Annotated in this window: 17 protein-coding genes; 10 read left to right on the plus strand and 7 right to left on the minus strand. The window is 55.0% G+C overall.

Features of this window, described 5'->3' with window-relative positions; all coding sequences use genetic code 11:
• Window positions 1-50: 50 nt before the first annotated feature.
• From hypE to hypA, 5 genes are read right to left on the minus strand one after another with little or no spacing between them, the layout of a single operon-like run.
• The gene (gene hypE / locus ACU8XX_RS05615; RefSeq protein WP_001059922.1) at window positions 51-1,061 is read right to left on the minus strand and encodes a hydrogenase maturation carbamoyl dehydratase HypE; all 1,011 of its coding nucleotides are present in this window, start codon (window positions 1,059-1,061) and stop codon (window positions 51-53) included.
• Window positions 1,058-2,179, minus strand: coding sequence for a hydrogenase formation protein HypD (gene hypD, locus ACU8XX_RS05620; protein WP_001212982.1), 1,122 nt, complete (start codon window positions 2,177-2,179; stop codon window positions 1,058-1,060). The genes hypE and hypD overlap by 4 nt, the downstream gene beginning before the upstream one ends.
• Window positions 2,179-2,451 carry a hydrogenase 3 maturation protein HypC gene (gene hypC, locus ACU8XX_RS05625; protein WP_000334881.1) on the minus strand — a complete coding sequence of 91 codons (273 nt, stop codon included), beginning with the start codon at window positions 2,449-2,451 and terminating at the stop codon, window positions 2,179-2,181. The genes hypD and hypC overlap by 1 nt, the downstream gene beginning before the upstream one ends.
• The gene (gene hypB, locus ACU8XX_RS05630; RefSeq protein WP_060618018.1) at window positions 2,442-3,314 is read right to left on the minus strand and encodes a hydrogenase nickel incorporation protein HypB; all 873 of its coding nucleotides are present in this window, start codon (window positions 3,312-3,314) and stop codon (window positions 2,442-2,444) included. The genes hypC and hypB overlap by 10 nt, the downstream gene beginning before the upstream one ends.
• A 3-nt stretch (window positions 3,315-3,317) precedes the next feature.
• Window positions 3,318-3,668: a hydrogenase maturation nickel metallochaperone HypA gene (gene hypA / locus ACU8XX_RS05635; protein ID WP_001299100.1), complete on the minus strand. Its 351-nt coding sequence runs from the start codon at window positions 3,666-3,668 to the stop codon at window positions 3,318-3,320.
• Between the two features lie 211 nt (window positions 3,669-3,879).
• Here hypA and hycA point away from each other — a divergent pair, with 211 nt between their 5' ends.
• From hycA to hycI, 9 genes are all read left to right on the plus strand, one after another.
• Window positions 3,880-4,341: a formate hydrogenlyase regulator HycA gene (gene hycA, locus ACU8XX_RS05640; RefSeq protein ID WP_000158056.1), complete on the plus strand. Its 462-nt coding sequence runs from the start codon at window positions 3,880-3,882 to the stop codon at window positions 4,339-4,341.
• A 124-nt stretch (window positions 4,342-4,465) separates the two neighbouring features.
• Window positions 4,466-5,077 (plus strand): formate hydrogenlyase subunit HycB, encoded by a 612-nt coding sequence (gene hycB, locus ACU8XX_RS05645; RefSeq protein WP_001079186.1) that lies wholly within the window; start codon window positions 4,466-4,468, stop codon window positions 5,075-5,077.
• Window positions 5,074-6,900, plus strand: a complete 1,827-nt coding sequence (gene hycC, locus ACU8XX_RS05650; RefSeq protein WP_001274418.1) for a formate hydrogenlyase subunit 3 — start codon at window positions 5,074-5,076, stop codon at window positions 6,898-6,900. The genes hycB and hycC overlap by 4 nt, the downstream gene beginning before the upstream one ends.
• 2 nt (window positions 6,901-6,902) lie before the next feature.
• Window positions 6,903-7,826 (plus strand): formate hydrogenlyase subunit HycD, encoded by a 924-nt coding sequence (gene hycD, locus ACU8XX_RS05655; RefSeq protein WP_000115199.1) that lies wholly within the window; start codon window positions 6,903-6,905, stop codon window positions 7,824-7,826.
• Window positions 7,827-7,843: 17 nt separating this feature from the next.
• Window positions 7,844-9,553 carry a formate hydrogenlyase subunit HycE gene (gene hycE, locus ACU8XX_RS05660; protein WP_001288134.1) on the plus strand — a complete coding sequence of 570 codons (1,710 nt, stop codon included), beginning with the start codon at window positions 7,844-7,846 and terminating at the stop codon, window positions 9,551-9,553.
• 9 nt (window positions 9,554-9,562) lie between these two features.
• The gene (gene hycF, locus ACU8XX_RS05665; RefSeq protein ID WP_000493785.1) at window positions 9,563-10,105 is read left to right on the plus strand and encodes a formate hydrogenlyase subunit HycF; all 543 of its coding nucleotides are present in this window, start codon (window positions 9,563-9,565) and stop codon (window positions 10,103-10,105) included.
• On the plus strand, window positions 10,105-10,872 hold the full coding sequence (gene hycG / locus ACU8XX_RS05670) for a formate hydrogenlyase subunit HycG (protein WP_000067392.1): 768 nt from the start codon (window positions 10,105-10,107) through the stop codon (window positions 10,870-10,872). Before hycF ends, hycG begins: the two co-directional genes overlap by 1 nt.
• Window positions 10,869-11,279 carry a formate hydrogenlyase assembly protein HycH gene (gene hycH / locus ACU8XX_RS05675; protein WP_016242341.1) on the plus strand — a complete coding sequence of 137 codons (411 nt, stop codon included), beginning with the start codon at window positions 10,869-10,871 and terminating at the stop codon, window positions 11,277-11,279. The genes hycG and hycH overlap by 4 nt, the downstream gene beginning before the upstream one ends.
• Window positions 11,272-11,742 carry a hydrogenase maturation peptidase HycI gene (gene hycI / locus ACU8XX_RS05680; protein WP_000132961.1) on the plus strand — a complete coding sequence of 157 codons (471 nt, stop codon included), beginning with the start codon at window positions 11,272-11,274 and terminating at the stop codon, window positions 11,740-11,742. The genes hycH and hycI overlap by 8 nt, the downstream gene beginning before the upstream one ends.
• Before the next feature lie 158 nt (window positions 11,743-11,900).
• Here hycI and ascB read toward each other — a convergent pair whose 3' ends face one another.
• On the minus strand, window positions 11,901-13,325 hold the full coding sequence (gene ascB / locus ACU8XX_RS05685) for a 6-phospho-beta-glucosidase AscB (RefSeq protein WP_016242340.1): 1,425 nt from the start codon (window positions 13,323-13,325) through the stop codon (window positions 11,901-11,903).
• 8 nt (window positions 13,326-13,333) lie between these two features.
• Window positions 13,334-14,791: a PTS cellobiose/arbutin/salicin transporter subunit IIBC gene (gene ascF / locus ACU8XX_RS05690; RefSeq protein ID WP_001107827.1), complete on the minus strand. Its 1,458-nt coding sequence runs from the start codon at window positions 14,789-14,791 to the stop codon at window positions 13,334-13,336.
• Window positions 14,792-15,050: 259 nt separating this feature from the next.
• On the opposite strand from ascF, the gene ascG reads away from it, so the two are divergent.
• The gene (ascG, locus tag ACU8XX_RS05695; protein ID WP_001394680.1) at window positions 15,051-16,061 is read left to right on the plus strand and encodes a DNA-binding transcriptional regulator AscG; all 1,011 of its coding nucleotides are present in this window, start codon (window positions 15,051-15,053) and stop codon (window positions 16,059-16,061) included.
• The last annotated feature ends 9 nt before the right edge of the window (window positions 16,062-16,070 follow it).

Raw genomic sequence — 16,070 nt, forward strand, 5'->3', positions numbered from 1 at the left:
CAAAGCGGTGCAAAAGGTCATTGACTAACTATAGGAGATTTAGAATTTTATTAGCATATACGCGGAAGCGGTTCGGCGTGTGGTAAATCGAGGGTTCGTTTCACGCCATACAGACCGGCAAGACGAACACCTTTACGTTCCACCACTTCACCAATCAGCGCCGCGTCTTTCCCCAGTGGATGGGAATGTAACGCTGCCAGCACTTGCTCTGCCGCGTTGCGTTCAACAGCTATTACTAGTTTGCCTTCGTTGGCAAAGTTCAGGGCGTCCAGTCCCAGCAATTCGCAAACGCCACGCACGGCAGGTTTAACAGGCAGTGCCGCTTCTGAAAGTTCAATACCACAACCGCAGGCTGCCGCGAACTCATGAACCACCGCGTTTACACCACCACGGGTGGCATCACGCAGCGCTTTCACGCCGGGAATGTCACGCAGCGTCTGAATAAGCGGCGTCAGCACCGCGCAGTCGCTGACCAGTTCGCCATCCAGCCCCAGCTGCTCACGCAGGTTAAGGATAGTCGCCCCGTGGTCGCCGAGTGTACCGCTCACCAGCAATACATCGCCTGCGGTTAGCGTCTGTGCGCCCCAGTGAATATTCGCCGGAATTGCGCCCATGCCAGCGGTGTTGATAAACAGTTTATCTACCGCGCCGCGCTGCACCACTTTAGTATCGCCAGTAACGATGGCAATGCCTGCCGCGCGGGCGGTTTCTGCCATGCTGGTCACTACGGCTTTCAGTGTCTCCATCGGCAATCCTTCTTCGAGGATAAAGCCACAGGAGAGATAGCGCGGAATAGCGCCACTGACCGCAACGTCATTGGCTGTGCCGCAAATCGCCAGCTTGCCGATATTACCGCCAGGGAAGAACAGCGGGTCAATAACGTAACTGTCGGTGGAGAACGCCAGACGGTCGCCTTCCGCTACCAGCTGCGCCAGATCAAGACGTGCCTGATCTTCCTGCTCTGCCAGCCACGGGTTGGCAAAGGCTTCCATAAACAGGCTGTTGATTAATTGCTGCATCGCCTGGCCGCCGCTACCGTGGGCGAGTTGGATATTATTCACGCTTCACTCTCCTGCTGACGATACTGATACCACGCGGCGCACGCTCCTTCGGAGGAAACCATCAGCGCACCAAACGCGGTTTGAGGATTACAGGTGTTACCAAACAGCGGGCATTGATGCGGCTTACATTTGCCCGTTAATACCTCACCACAACGCGCGCGCGGGTCATCGCAGACCTGCTGCGGTGCCGGGCGGAAATGTGCTTCGGCATCGAATCGTTGATAATCCGGCGTCAGGTGCACGCCAGAAGATTCAATCACGCCTAAGCCGCGCCATTCGCTGTCGCCGTTGACACAGAACACATCGGCAATCGCTTGTTGCGCCAGCAGGTTACCGGCATCCGGTACCACTCGACGATACTGATTCTCTACCTTGCTGTGGGCCGCTATTTTCTGCTCCACCAGCATCACCACGCCTTGCAGTAGATCAAGGGGTTCGAAACCAGCGACCACCAGCGGACGATGAAAATCGCTGGCGATAAAATTATAGGCATCAGTGCCGATAACCATACTAACGTGGCCCGGCGCGAGGAACGCGTCGATACCGTTATCCGGCTGTTCCAGCAAACTGCGCAGCGTCGGGATAAGCGTAATGTGCTGGCAGAAGAAGTAAAAATTCTGCACATCACGCGCTTTCGCCTGTTGCAGAGTGATAGCGGTGGTCGGCATAGTGGTTTCAAAACCTAAGCCGAAGAACACCACTTTGCGGGTTGGATTCTCCTGCGCCAGTTTCAACGCATCCATCGGCGAGTAAACGATGCGCACATCGGCACCGCGTGCTTTTGCCTGCAACAGCGATCCCTGTTTCCCCGGCACGCGCATGGCGTCGCCAAAGGTACAGAAGATGACTTCCGGATGGCTGGCAATCTCCACGCAGGTGTCGATTCTACCCATCGGCAGTACGCACACCGGGCACCCCGGACCGTGGATAAACTCAACGTTTTCCGGCAGTAACTGGTCGAGGCCGAATTTAAAGATAGCGTGGGTATGACCGCCACACACTTCCATAATCCGCAGAGGGCGTTCGGCGGTGTAAGAGAGATGTGAAGCACGTTCGCGCAGATGCTCAATTAACTGCATCACCTGTTCCGGCGCGCGATATTCATCAACAAAACGCATTATTTTTCCTCGCCATACAACAGCGCGCCGACATCCGGCTCAACGTCAAACATGTTTTGTAAGGCGTCGAGAGTGTCGCGTGCTTCGGCTTCATTAATTACGCTCATGGCAAAGCCAACGTGTACCAGTACCCACTGGCCCACGCGCGGCTGACCGTTTTCATCGCAGCTGCCGACTAACGTTAAATCGACATCGCGCTGAATGCCGCAGACGTCGACTTTCGCCTGGTTGCCGTCAATGGTGCGGATCTGGCCGGGAACGCCTATGCACATCGCTGTGTCTCCAGCCAGTTCAGCCACTGGTCCATCCCTTCGCCGCTGGTGGCGGAAATAAGGATGATTTCAATTTCTGGATTGATTTCGCGGGCGCAGGCGATGCACTTTTCAACGTCAAAGTTGAGATACGGCAACAGGTCAACTTTGTTGAGCAGCATCAGCGAGGCGGCGGCAAACATATGCGGATATTTCAGCGGTTTGTCTTCACCTTCGGTAACGGAAAGCACCGCCACTTTGTGTTTTTCACCGAGATCGAAGCTGGCCGGGCATACGAGGTTGCCAACGTTTTCGATAAACAGAATACCGTTATCGTCCAGTGGCAGACGCGGTGCGGCGTCGGCAATCATCTGTGCGTCAAGATGGCAGCCTTTACCGGTGTTCACCTGAATCGCTGGTGTGCCGGTAGCGCGAATGCGTGCGGCATCGTTCACGGTTTGCTGGTCGCCTTCAATAACTGCGCACGGAACGCTGTCTTTCAGGCGCATTAGGGTTTCCGTCAGCAGGGTGGTTTTACCGGAACCAGGGCTGGAAACCAGGTTGAGCACCAGTTGCTTGCGGGCAGCAAAGCGCGCGCGGTTGCGTTCAGCCAGACGGTTATTTTTGTCCAGCACGTCAATTTCGACTTCCAGCATCCGACGCTGGCTCATGCCCGGTGCGTGAGTGCCCGCTTCGCCATGACCGTAATGCAGGTCGCCTTCTTCAGTCTGGCTGGGGGTAAATTCAGGCGCTTTAATGCCGGTGATTTTCATCTTCGGGCGTGCCGCCGGGGCAAATGGCGCGCTACGAAACGCGGAATGAGGGTTATGTTCATCACCCTCGATATACAGGTTGCCTTCACCGCAACCGCATGTTGTACACATCGCTCACTCCTGGTCTATTTCTATCCGCCGAATCTGTAAACCGTCGTCTGCCACAATCTGCAGCATGTCACCATGACACTGTGGACAGCGGCGGACGCGCTGGGTCAGTAGCGTCACATACTGTTGGCATGTTTCACACCAGCATTCGGCCTCTTGTTCTTCGAGGTGCAGTTTACAACCTTCCGCCACGCTGCCGCGGCAAACCAGATCAAAACAAAAGGCAAGAGAGCTGGTTTCGACACAAGAAAATGCGCCAATTTTGAGCCAGACCCCAGTTACGCGTTTTGCGCCGTGTTTTGCGGCCTGCTGTTCGATCAATTCCAGTGCCCGTTGGCAGAGGGTTATTTCGTGCATATCGCCTCCCATTAACTATTGCCAGCTACAAGCAATAATTGTGCCAGTGTTGATTATCCCTGCGGTGAATAATGTCGATGATGTCGAAATGACACGTCGACACGGCGACGAAATTCATCTTTAGCTTAAAAATCTCTTTAATAACAATAAATTAAAAGTTGGCACAAAAAATGCTTAAAGCTGGCATCTCTGTTAAACGGGTAACCTGACAATGACTATTTGGGAAATAAGCGAGAAAGCCGATTACATCGCACAGCGGCATCGTCGCCTACAGGACCAGTGGCACATCTACTGCAATTCGCTGGTTCAGGGGATCACGTTATCGAAAGCGCGCCTGCATCACGCCATGAGCTGCGCGCCGGACAAAGAACTCTGTTTCGTCCTTTTTGAACATTTTCGCATTTACGTCACCCTGGCGGATGGCTTTAACAGCCACACCATCGAGTATTACGTCGAAACAAAAGATGGCGAAGACAAACAGCGGATTGCGCAGGCGCAACTGAGCATTGACGGCATGATTGATGGCAAGGTCAACATCCGCGATCGCGAACAGGTTCTGGAACACTATCTCGAAAAAATCGCTGGCGTTTACGACAGCTTATACACCGCCATTGAAAACAATGTGCCGGTGAATTTAAGCCAACTGGTAAAGGGACAAAGCCCGGCAGCATGAGCTGAGGCTTTGCCCGTTTTGCAGGCGTTACGCCTGTTTGGGGATGGGCGTGTCGATGAGTGTCGAAAATGACATTTCATCGGCATGTTTTCGTCAAAAATGACAATCACCTGAGGAATGCCTGGTGAATCGTTTTGTAATTGCTGACTCCACGCTCTGTATCGGCTGCCACACTTGTGAGGCCGCCTGTTCAGAGACGCATCGCCAGCACGGCCTGCAATCAATGCCGCGCCTGAGAGTGATGCTGAATGAAAAAGAATCTGCGCCGCAGCTCTGTCACCACTGTGAAGATGCACCCTGCGCGGTGGTCTGCCCGGTTAACGCCATCACCCGCGTTGATGGGGCCGTGCAGTTGAATGAAAGCCTGTGCGTAAGCTGCAAACTGTGCGGCATCGCCTGCCCGTTTGGCGCAATTGAATTTTCCGGCAGCCGTCCGCTGGATATTCCGGCAAACGCCAATACCCCGAAAGCGCCACCGGCACCGCCTGCTCCGGCGCGTGTCAGCACATTGCTTGACTGGGTGCCAGGTATTCGCGCGATCGCCGTCAAATGTGACCTTTGTAGCTTTGATGAACAAGGTCCGGCCTGCGTGCGGATGTGCCCGACTAAAGCCCTGCATCTGGTGGATAACACCGATATCGCCCGCGTCAGCAAACGTAAGCGTGAGCTGACTTTTAACACGGACTTTGGCGATCTCACCTTGTTTCAGCAGGCTCAAAGTGGAGAGGCTAAATGAGCGCAATTTCCCTGATCAATAGCGGCGTGGCGTGGTTTGTCGCCGCCGCTGTTCTGGCATTTCTCTTTTCTTTTCAAAAAGCGTTAAGTGGCTGGATAGCCGGAATTGGCGGCGCGGTTGGTAGTCTGTATACGGCAGCCGCGGGCTTCACTGTACTGACTGGCGCGGTTGGCGTGAGCGGTGCGCTGTCGCTGGTAAGCTACGATGTGCAAATCTCTCCGCTTAACGCGATTTGGCTGATTACGCTCGGTCTGTGCGGTCTGTTTGTCAGCCTCTACAACATTGACTGGCATCGCCACGCGCAGGTGAAGTGCAACGGCTTGCAGATCAATATGTTGATGGCTGCCGCCGTCTGCGCCGTCATCGCCAGCAACCTCGGCATGTTCGTGGTAATGGCCGAAGTCATGGCCTTGTGTGCGGTGTTCCTCACCAGCAACAGCAAAGAGGGCAAACTGTGGTTTGCGCTGGGGCGTCTTGGCACTCTGCTGCTGGTGATTGCTTGCTGGCTGCTGTGGCAGCGTTATGGCACGCTGGATCTGCGCCTGCTGGATATGCGTATGCAACAGCTGCCGCTCGGTTCCGATATCTGGCTGCTCGGTGTGATTGGCTTTGGCCTGCTGGCCGGGATTATTCCGCTGCACGGCTGGGTGCCGCAGGCACATGCTAACGCCTCTGCGCCAGCTGCCGCGTTGTTTTCTACGGTAGTCATGAAAATTGGCCTGCTGGGCATGTTAACCCTGTCACTGCTTGGCGGTAATGCACCGCTGTGGTGGGGGATCGCGCTGCTGGTGCTCGGCATGATCACCGCGTTTGTCGGTGGTCTGTATGCGCTGATGGAGCACAACATCCAGCGCCTGCTGGCTTACCACACCCTGGAAAATATCGGCATTATCCTGCTGGGGCTGGGCGCTGGCGTAACGGGTATCGCGCTCGAACAACCGGCACTGATTGCTCTTGGCCTGGTCGGTGGTCTGTACCATCTGCTTAACCATAGCCTGTTCAAAAGCGTACTGTTCCTCGGGGCGGGGAGCGTCTGGTTCCGTACCGGTCATCGCGATATCGAAAAACTCGGTGGTATTGGCAAGAAAATGCCGGTTATCTCCATCGCCATGTTAGTCGGGTTGATGGCAATGGCTGCGCTGCCGCCACTGAACGGGTTTGCCGGGGAATGGGTTATCTATCAATCCTTCTTCAAACTGAGCAATAGCGGCGCGTTTGTTGCCCGTCTGCTGGGGCCGCTGCTCGCTGTGGGTCTGGCAATTACCGGTGCGCTGGCGGTGATGTGTATGGCGAAAGTCTATGGCGTCACGTTCCTCGGCGCGCCGCGTACCAAAGAAGCCGAAAACGCCACCTGTGCGCCGCTCCTGATGAGCGTAAGCGTAGTGGCACTGGCGATTTGCTGCGTAATTGGCGGTGTTGCTGCGCCGTGGCTGCTGCCGATGCTCTCTGCTGCTGTACCTCTGCCTCTGGAGCCTGCTAACACCACCGTTTCTCAACCAATGATCACATTGCTGCTGATTGCCTGCCCGCTGCTGCCATTCATCATTATGGCGATTTGCAAAGGCGACCGCCTGCCGTCACGTTCCCGCGGTGCGGCCTGGGTGTGCGGCTACGACCATGAAAAATCAATGGTGATTACCGCTCACGGTTTTGCCATGCCGGTGAAACAGGCGTTTGCGCCAGTGCTGAAACTGCGCAAATGGCTGAATCCGGTGTCGCTGGTGCCGGGCTGGCAGTGCGAAGGTAGTGCGTTGCTGTTCCGCCGGATGGCGCTGGTTGAACTGGCGGTACTGGTGGTGATTATTGTTTCACGAGGAGCCTGAGAATGAGTGTTTTATATCCGTTAATTCAGGCGCTGGTGTTATTTGCCGTTGCGCCGCTGCTCTCCGGTATTACCCGCGTGGCGCGCGCCCGTCTGCATAACCGTCGTGGGCCGGGTGTGTTGCAGGAGTATCGTGACATTTTCAAACTGCTGGGCCGCCAGAGCGTTGGCCCGGATGCCTCCGGCTGGGTGTTCCGCCTGACGCCGTATGTGATGGTGGGCGTCATGCTGACTATCGCTACTGCGCTGCCGGTGGTGACCGTCGGTTCTCCGCTGCCGCAACTGGGTGATTTAATCACCTTACTGTATCTCTTTGCCATCGCGCGTTTCTTCTTTGCCATTTCTGGTCTGGATACCGGTAGCCCGTTTACCGCTATCGGCGCGAGCCGTGAAGCGATGCTTGGCGTGCTGGTCGAACCGATGCTGCTGCTTGGTCTGTGGGTTGCCGCACAGGTTGCCGGTTCCACCAACATCAGCAACATCACCGACACCGTTTATCACTGGCCGCTGAGCCAGAGCATCCCGCTGGTACTGGCGCTTTGTGCCTGTGCGTTCGCCACCTTTATCGAAATGGGCAAACTGCCGTTCGACCTAGCGGAAGCCGAGCAGGAGCTGCAGGAAGGCCCGCTCTCTGAATACAGCGGCAGCGGCTTTGGCGTCATGAAATGGGGTATCAGCCTGAAACAGCTGGTGGTGCTGCAGATGTTCGTCGGCGTATTTATCCCGTGGGGACAGATGGAAACCTTCACCGCCGGTGGGCTGCTGCTGGCGCTGGTGATTGCCATCGTCAAACTGGTGGTCGGCGTCCTGGTTATCGCGCTGTTCGAAAACAGCATGGCCCGTCTGCGTCTTGATATTACTCCGCGCATTACCTGGGCTGGGTTTGGCTTTGCATTTTTAGCGTTCGTCTCCTTGCTGGCGGCGTGATTAAAGAGAGTTTGAGCATGTCTGAAGAAAAATTAGGTCAACATTATCTCGCCGCGCTGAATGAGGCATTTCCGGGCGTCGTGCTGGACCACGCCTGGCAGACCAAAGATCAGCTGACTGTCACCGTAAAGGTGAACTATCTGCCGGAAGTGGTGGAGTTTCTCTACTATAAGCAGGGGGGCTGGCTGTCGGTGCTTTTTGGTAACGACGAACGCAAACTGAATGGTCATTACGCCGTTTATTACGTGCTGTCGATGGAGAAGGGCACCAAGTGTTGGGTAACGGTTCGTGTCGAAGTTGACGCCAACAAACCGGAGTATCCTTCCGTGACGCCGCGCGTTCCGGCTGCGGTGTGGGGCGAGCGTGAAGTGCGCGATATGTACGGTTTGATTCCGGTTGGTCTGCCGGATGAACGTCGTCTGGTGCTGCCGGATGACTGGCCGGATGAACTTTATCCGCTGCGCAAAGACAGCATGGATTATCGTCAGCGTCCGGCACCGACCACCGATGCTGAAACCTACGAGTTCATCAACGAACTGGGCGACAAGAAAAACAACGTCGTGCCGATTGGTCCGCTGCACGTCACTTCTGACGAACCGGGCCACTTCCGTCTGTTCGTCGATGGCGAAAACATTATCGACGCCGACTACCGTCTGTTCTACGTTCATCGCGGCATGGAAAAACTGGCGGAAACCCGTATGGGTTACAACGAAGTGACCTTCCTCTCTGACCGTGTGTGCGGGATCTGCGGCTTTGCCCACAGCACCGCCTACACCACGTCGGTAGAAAACGCGATGGGTATTCAGGTGCCAGAACGTGCGCAGATGATCCGCGCCATTCTGCTGGAGGTGGAACGCCTGCACTCGCATCTGCTCAACCTTGGCCTGGCCTGTCACTTTACCGGCTTCGACTCCGGCTTTATGCAGTTCTTCCGCGTGCGTGAAACCTCCATGAAAATGGCAGAGATCCTTACCGGTGCGCGTAAAACCTACGGCCTGAACTTGATCGGCGGGATTCGTCGCGATCTGCTGAAAGACGACATGATCCAGACCCGCCAGCTGGCACAACAGATGCGTCGTGAAGTGCAGGAGCTGGTGGATGTGCTGCTGAGCACTCCGAACATGGAACAGCGCACTGTCGGCATTGGTCGTCTGGACCCGGAAATCGCTCGCGACTTCAGTAACGTCGGCCCGATGGTCCGTGCCAGCGGTCACGCCCGCGATACTCGCGCCGATCACCCGTTTGTCGGTTATGGCCTGCTGCCAATGGAAGTCCACAGCGAGCAGGGCTGCGACGTTATTTCCCGTCTGAAAGTGCGTATCAACGAAGTTTATACCGCGCTGAACATGATCGACTACGGTCTGGATAACCTGCCGGGCGGTCCGCTGATGGTGGAAGGCTTTACCTACATTCCGCACCGTTTCGCGCTGGGCTTTGCCGAAGCGCCGCGCGGCGACGATATCCACTGGAGCATGACCGGCGACAACCAGAAGCTGTACCGCTGGCGCTGCCGTGCCGCGACCTACGCGAACTGGCCGACCCTGCGCTACATGCTGCGCGGTAACACCGTTTCCGATGCGCCGCTGATTATCGGTAGCCTGGACCCTTGCTACTCCTGTACCGACCGCATGACCGTGGTCGATGTGCGTAAGAAAAAGAGCAAAGTGGTGCCGTACAAAGAACTCGAGCGTTACAGCATTGAGCGTAAAAACTCGCCGCTGAAATAAGGAATCGCCATGTTTACCTTTATCAAAAAAGTCATCAAAACCGGCACGGCGACCTCGTCTTATCCGCTGGAGCCGATTGCGGTTGATAAAAACTTCCGTGGTAAGCCGGAGCAGAACCCGCAGCAGTGCATCGGCTGTGCGGCCTGCGTCAATGCCTGCCCGTCAAACGCCTTAACGGTTGAAACTGACCTCGCCACCGGTGAGCTGGCGTGGGAGTTTAATCTCGGGCGCTGCATCTTCTGTGGACGCTGCGAAGAAGTTTGCCCGACGGCGGCGATCAAACTGTCGCAAGAGTACGAACTGGCGGTGTGGAAGAAAGAAGACTTCCTGCAACAGTCCCGCTTCGCGCTGTGTAACTGCCGCGTCTGCAATCGTCCTTTCGCCGTTCAGAAAGAGATCGACTACGCCATTGCGCTGCTTAAGCACAACGGCGACAGCCGCGCGGAAAACCACCGCGAAAGCTTTGAGACTTGCCCGGAATGTAAGCGCCAGAAATGCCTGGTGCCGTCCGACCGTATTGAACTGACTCGCCATATGAAAGAGGCCATCTGATGAGCAATTTATTAGGCCCCCGTGACGCCAACGGCATTCCGGTCCCGATGACGGTGGATGAATCCATCGCCAGTATGAAGGCGTCGTTACTGAAAAAAATCAAACGTTCTGCCTATGTTTACCGCGTGGACTGCGGCGGCTGCAACGGCTGCGAAATCGAAATTTTCGCCACGCTTTCGCCGCTGTTTGATGCAGAACGCTTCGGCATTAAAGTCGTTCCTTCACCGCGTCATGCGGATATTTTACTGTTTACCGGCGCGGTCACCCGTGCAATGCGATCCCCTGCGCTGCGTGCGTGGCAGTCCGCGCCGGACCCGAAAATCTGTATCTCCTACGGTGCCTGCGGTAACAGCGGCGGGATCTTCCACGATCTCTACTGCGTGTGGGGCGGTACGGATAAAATTGTCCCTGTGGATGTTTATATCCCTGGCTGCCCGCCAACGCCTGCCGCCACGCTGTACGGCTTTGCAATGGCGCTCGGCCTGCTGGAGCAGAAAATTCACGCCCGTGGGCCGGGTGAACTGGATGAACAACCGGCGGAGATCCTGCATGGCGATATGGTGCAGCCGCTGCGCGTGAAAGTGGATCGCGAAGCACGTCGCCTGGCGGGTTATCGTTACGGTCGTCAGATTGCCGATGATTACCTTACACAGTTAGGGCAGGGCGAAGAACAGGTTGCACGCTGGCTGGAAGCGGAAAACGATCCGCGTCTGAACGAGATTGTCAGCCATCTGAATCATGTTGTTGAAGAGGCGCGTATCCGATGAGTGAAAAGGTGGTGTTCAGTCAACTGAGCCGTAAATTTATTGATGAGAACGATGCCACGCCCGCCGAGGCGCAGCAGGTGGTCTATTACAGCCTGGCGATTGGTCACCACCTTGGGGTTATCGATTGCCTGGAAGCGGCGCTCACCTGTCCGTGGGATGAATATCTGGCATGGATTGCCACTCTGGAGGCGGGCAGTGAAGCCCGCCGCAAAATGGAAGGCGTGCCGAAGTATGGTGAAATCGTCATCGACATTAACCATGTGCCGATGCTGGCCAACGCATTCGATAAAGCCCGGGCAGCGCAAACTTCGCAGCAGAAAGAATGGAGTAGAATGCTGTTAAGTATGTTGCATGATATTCATCAGGAAAACGCCATCTATTTGATGGTGAGGAGATTGCGTGACTGACGTTTTACTCTGTGTTGGCAATAGCATGATGGGCGATGATGGCGCAGGTCCGCTGCTGGCGGAAAAGTGCGCCGCCGCGCCGAAAGGCAACTGGGTGGTGATTGACGGCGGTAGCGCACCGGAAAACGACATCGTCGCTATCCGTGAACTGCGCCCGACACGACTGCTGATTGTCGACGCCACGGATATGGGGCTAAACCCCGGCGAGATCCGCATCATCGACCCGGATGACATCGCCGAGATGTTTATGATGACTACCCATAACATGCCGTTGAACTACCTTATCGATCAGTTGAAAGAAGATATTGGCGAAGTGATTTTCCTCGGCATCCAGCCGGATATCGTCGGCTTTTACTACCCGATGACCCAGCCGATTAAAGATGCGGTAGAAACCGTTTATCAACGACTGGAAGGCTGGGAAGGGAACGGCGGCTTCGCGCAGTTAGCGGTGGAAGAAGAGTAGTTTTTCAATAAGGAATCAGGACAGGGATGTTCTTGATGGGGTGAACCAGCTCTGATGCCAAATGCTAAATTGCCCGATGCACTGCGCTTATCGGGCTTTCCTGGTTCGTGCGACACGTAGGCCGGATAAGGCGTTCACGCCGCATCCGGCACTGTTGCTTACTCTAAATCTTCACCGTTACTGGCAATCACTTTTTTATACCACCAGAATGATTTCTTACGCGTGCGCGTCAGCGTGCCGTTGCCTGCGTCGTCACGGTCAACAAAGACAAAACCGTAGCGTTTGCTCATTTCACCCGTAGAGGCGGAGACTAAATCAATACAGCCCCAGGTGGTGTAGCCCATCAGCGGAATGCCATCTGCAATCGCTTCGCCCATTGCGCGGATATGTTCGCGTAAATAGCTGATGCGATAGTCATCGTTAATCTCGCCATTGGCAGCAAGTTCATCTTTTGCGCCGAGGCCGTTTTCCACCAGAAACAGCGGCTTCTGATAACGGTCGTACATCATGTTCATGGTGATACGCAGACCGAGTGGATCAATACCCCAGCCCCAGTCGCTCACTTGCAGATACGGGTTACGCAGCGATTTCACTACGTTAGCCGCACTGCTGTTGTTGGCGTTCATCTCCGCCGAGGCGCAGCGCGAGGCGTAATAGCTGAAAGAGACAAAATCGACGGTGTTTTTCAGGATTTCATCATCGCCCGATGCTTTGTTGATGGTTACCCCTTTTTCGCGGAATACGCGGGCAGAGTAAGCCGGATACGCGCCGCGCGCCTGCACATCGATAAAAAACAGGTTTTCCCGGTCTTTCTCCAGCGCCGCCCAGACATCTTCCGGCTTGCAACTGTAAGGGTAGAAGTTACCGCCCGCCAGCATACAGCCCACCTGATTTTGCGGGTTAACCTCATGGGCGATTTTGGTGGCTAGCGCACTGGCAACCAGCTGGTGATGCGCGGCCTGATATTTCACCTGATCCTGATTTTCACCTTCTTCAAACACCAGACCCGCGCCGGAGAACGGGCTATGCAACATAATGTTGATTTCATTGAAGGTAAGCCAGTATTTCACCAGACCATCAAATGCTTCAAAGCAGGTCCGGGCGTAGCGGCTGAAAAACTCCACCAGCTTGCGGTTACGCCAGGAGCCATATTCGGTGACCAGATGCATTGGCACATCGAAGTGGCACAACGTGACCAGCGGTTCGATGCCGTACTTTTTGCACTCTTCAAAGACAGAACGGTAAAAAGCAATGCCCTGCTGGTTGGGCGTCAGTTCATCGCCCTGCGGGAAGAGGCGGCTCCAGGCAATTGAGGTACGGAAAACCTTGAATCCCATCTCTGCCATCAGGGCGATATCTTCTTTATAACGATGATAAAAATCCGTCGCCTCATGGCTGGGATAAAACTCGTCATCGCGCAACTGAAAACGTTTTTCCAGCCCCAGTTTCACCGCCATTCGATGCTCGCCATGTGGGATTATATCGACCGTTGTCAGTCCTTTGCCACCTTCACGGAACGCACCTTCAGACTGGTTGGCGGCAAGCGCGCCGCCCCATAAAAAACCTTCTGGAAATACTGACATTTTCATCCTCAATTAAGACTTACTTCTTTGGCGACGGTCGGTTGTACGCTCTGATGCTTTCGCGCCTCGGCAGCCGCTTCCTCAACAGGAATATCCTCAAAGCCGAGCAATAGTGTGAGGATAAACGACAGCACCACCGCCAGCGCCATGACCGCGAACACCCAGACGATGCTCATTGGATTCGCCGGATCGAAGAACTGCACGCTGGTAAATAGCCCCGGCGCTGCCATTGAGTGGCTGGCAAGCCCCGCCATACCGGCAACCGCGCCGCAAATAAAACCGCTGATAAGACTGGCGATAAGCGGACGTTTCAGGCGGATCGCCACGCCGTATAACGCCGGTTCGGAAATCCCCGCCATAATGGCTGATGCCGCCGCAGCCAGCGCCGTCTGGCGCAGTTCCGGGTTTTTCGTTTTCCACGCCACCGCCAGTGATGAACCGCCCAGCGACAGGTTAGCGCCGATCTCTGACGGCATGACCATCCCTTCTTTGCCGGTTTCGGCAATGGTCTGAATGATGGTTGGCGTAAAGACGCGGTGCATCCCGGTCATTACCAGCAGAGGCCACAGCGCGCCCATAATGGCGACTGAAAGCCAGCCCAGATAACCATGAATGGTGTAAACCAGCGCCGAAATGGCGCTACCGATCCAGATACCAATCGGGCCAATCAGCAGGATTGCCAGCGGTGCGGCAATCAACACAATCAGCATTGGTTTGAGGAAGTTTTTGGTCACCGCCGGTGTAATGCTGTCCACCCAGCGTTCGATATATGACAGGCACCAGGTCATCACCAACGCCGGGATCACCGTGTAGGTGTATTTCACCGCGGTGACCGGAATCAGGGCAAATTCGACATGTTCACCCTGGGCCGCTTTCGCCATCAGTTCAATAAAACTCGGATGTACCAGCACACCCGCGATGGCAATCGCCAGCGACATATTGGTTTTAAATTTGATGGCGGCAGATGCCGCGACCATCAGCGGCAGGAAGAAGAAAGCACCGTCACCAATCACATTCAGAATGGTTAAGGTCGGCGATCCTTTTGTCAGCACGCCGCTCATCTCGAGGATCATTGCCAGCAGTTTGACCATCGATCCGCCGATAATCGCCGGGATCAGCGGTGACATGGTGCCGATCAGCGCATCGAGGATCCCCGCACCAATGCGACGTAGCGTGAGTTTGGGTTTACCCACGGGCTGTGCGGGCTGCATATCTCCCGGCAGCAGGCTGACGACTTCCTGAAAGGCTTGTGAAACGGTATTGCCGATAATCACCTGACACTGGTTGTCACTACGTACCACGCCGAGCACGCCGGGGATGGTTTTTAACGTCGGGCTGTCGATAAGCGCATCATCTTTGATAACAAAGCGCAACCGCGTCATACAGTGCGTGACCGCCGAGATGTTATCAACGCCGCCCAGTGCCGCTATCACCGAGCGTGCCAGCGCCGCATAATTTTTGGCCATCGGATTTTATCCTGTTATCAGTAGGGTAGATGTAGTTGTTATCAGTCGACGTGACGGAAAAATGCCGATGCTGAAACGGAATTAAGAAACCGGTTTCACAAAATCATGAATAGTTGTCACTAAATAAGCAAGAGAGTGAATTGTTCATTTTTTATATTTGTGAAACCGGTCACCTGAATATTTTTCCCGCCGATTGTGCAAGGACAATCGGCAAACGGTGCAGTACACTGCGTTGATTGCGTGTAAAGGGATGAAAATGATGACGACGATGCTGGAAGTGGCGAAGCGCGCCGGGGTTTCAAAAGCGACCGTTTCCCGCGTGCTTTCAGGTAATGGCTACGTCAGCCAGGAGACTAAAGATCGCGTGTTTCAGGCGGTAGAAGAGAGCGGTTACCGTCCAAACTTGCTGGCGCGCAATCTGTCGGCGAAGAGTACTCAGACGCTGGGGCTGGTAGTGACCAACACGCTTTACCACGGCATTTATTTTAGTGAATTACTCTTTCATGCCGCGCGAATGGCGGAAGAGAAAGGGCGGCAGTTGCTATTGGCAGATGGTAAACACAGCGCAGAAGAAGAGCGCCAGGCGATTCAGTATCTGCTGGATCTGCGCTGCGACGCGATCATGATTTACCCGCGTTTTTTAAGCGTGGATGAGATCGATGACATCATTGACGCGCACAGTCAGCCGATAATGGTGCTTAATCGCCGCCTGCGCAAAAACAGCAGCCATAGCGTCTGGTGCGATCATAAACAGACCAGTTTTAACGCCGTGGCAGAGTTGATAAACGCCGGGCATCAGGAGATTGCTTTCCTTACCGGCTCGATGGATTCCCCCACCAGCATTGAACGTCTTGCCGGGTATAAAGACGCGCTGGCGCAGCATGGTATTGCGCTCAATGAAAAACTTATCGCTAACGGTAAATGGACGCCTGCCAGCGGGGCCGAAGGGGTAGAAATGTTGCTCGAACGTGGGGCTAAATTTAGCGCGTTAGTTGCCAGTAACGACGATATGGCGATAGGTGCGATGAAAGCGTTACACGAGCGCGGCGTAGCGGTGCCAGAGCAGGTGTCAGTTATCGGATTCGATGATATCGCTATTGCCCCCTACACCGTTCCGGCGCTCTCCAGCGTAAAAATTCCGGTGACTGAGATGATTCAGGAAATTATTGGACGGCTGATTTTTATGCTCGATGGCGGGGATTTCTCACCGCCGAAAACCTTCAGCGGAAAACTGATCCGCCGCGACTCACTCATTGCTCCTTCGCGATAAACATTGTCA

Source organism: Escherichia sp. MAL-1 (genome assembly GCF_052948035.1).

Bases quoted from the DNA above. Each gene is read 5' to 3' on its own strand.
- hypD (WP_001212982.1), bottom strand. From the start codon at position 2,179: ATGCGTTTTGTTGATGAATATCGCGCGCCGGAACAGGTGATGCAGTTA.
- hypC (WP_000334881.1), bottom strand. From the start codon at position 2,451: ATGTGCATAGGCGTTCCCGGCCAGATCCGCACCATTGACGGCAACCAG.
- hypB (WP_060618018.1), bottom strand. From the start codon at position 3,314: ATGTGTACAACATGCGGTTGCGGTGAAGGCAACCTGTATATCGAGGGT.
- hypA (WP_001299100.1), bottom strand. From the start codon at position 3,668: ATGCACGAAATAACCCTCTGCCAACGGGCACTGGAATTGATCGAACAG.
- hycA (WP_000158056.1), top strand. From the start codon at position 3,880: ATGACTATTTGGGAAATAAGCGAGAAAGCCGATTACATCGCACAGCGG.
- hycC (WP_001274418.1), top strand. From the start codon at position 5,074: ATGAGCGCAATTTCCCTGATCAATAGCGGCGTGGCGTGGTTTGTCGCC.
- hycD (WP_000115199.1), top strand. From the start codon at position 6,903: ATGAGTGTTTTATATCCGTTAATTCAGGCGCTGGTGTTATTTGCCGTT.
- hycE (WP_001288134.1), top strand. From the start codon at position 7,844: ATGTCTGAAGAAAAATTAGGTCAACATTATCTCGCCGCGCTGAATGAG.
- hycF (WP_000493785.1), top strand. From the start codon at position 9,563: ATGTTTACCTTTATCAAAAAAGTCATCAAAACCGGCACGGCGACCTCG.
- hycG (WP_000067392.1), top strand. From the start codon at position 10,105: ATGAGCAATTTATTAGGCCCCCGTGACGCCAACGGCATTCCGGTCCCG.
- hycH (WP_016242341.1), top strand. From the start codon at position 10,869: ATGAGTGAAAAGGTGGTGTTCAGTCAACTGAGCCGTAAATTTATTGAT.
- ascB (WP_016242340.1), bottom strand. From the start codon at position 13,325: ATGTCAGTATTTCCAGAAGGTTTTTTATGGGGCGGCGCGCTTGCCGCC.
- ascF (WP_001107827.1), bottom strand. From the start codon at position 14,791: ATGGCCAAAAATTATGCGGCGCTGGCACGCTCGGTGATAGCGGCACTG.
- ascG (WP_001394680.1), top strand. From the start codon at position 15,051: ATGACGACGATGCTGGAAGTGGCGAAGCGCGCCGGGGTTTCAAAAGCG.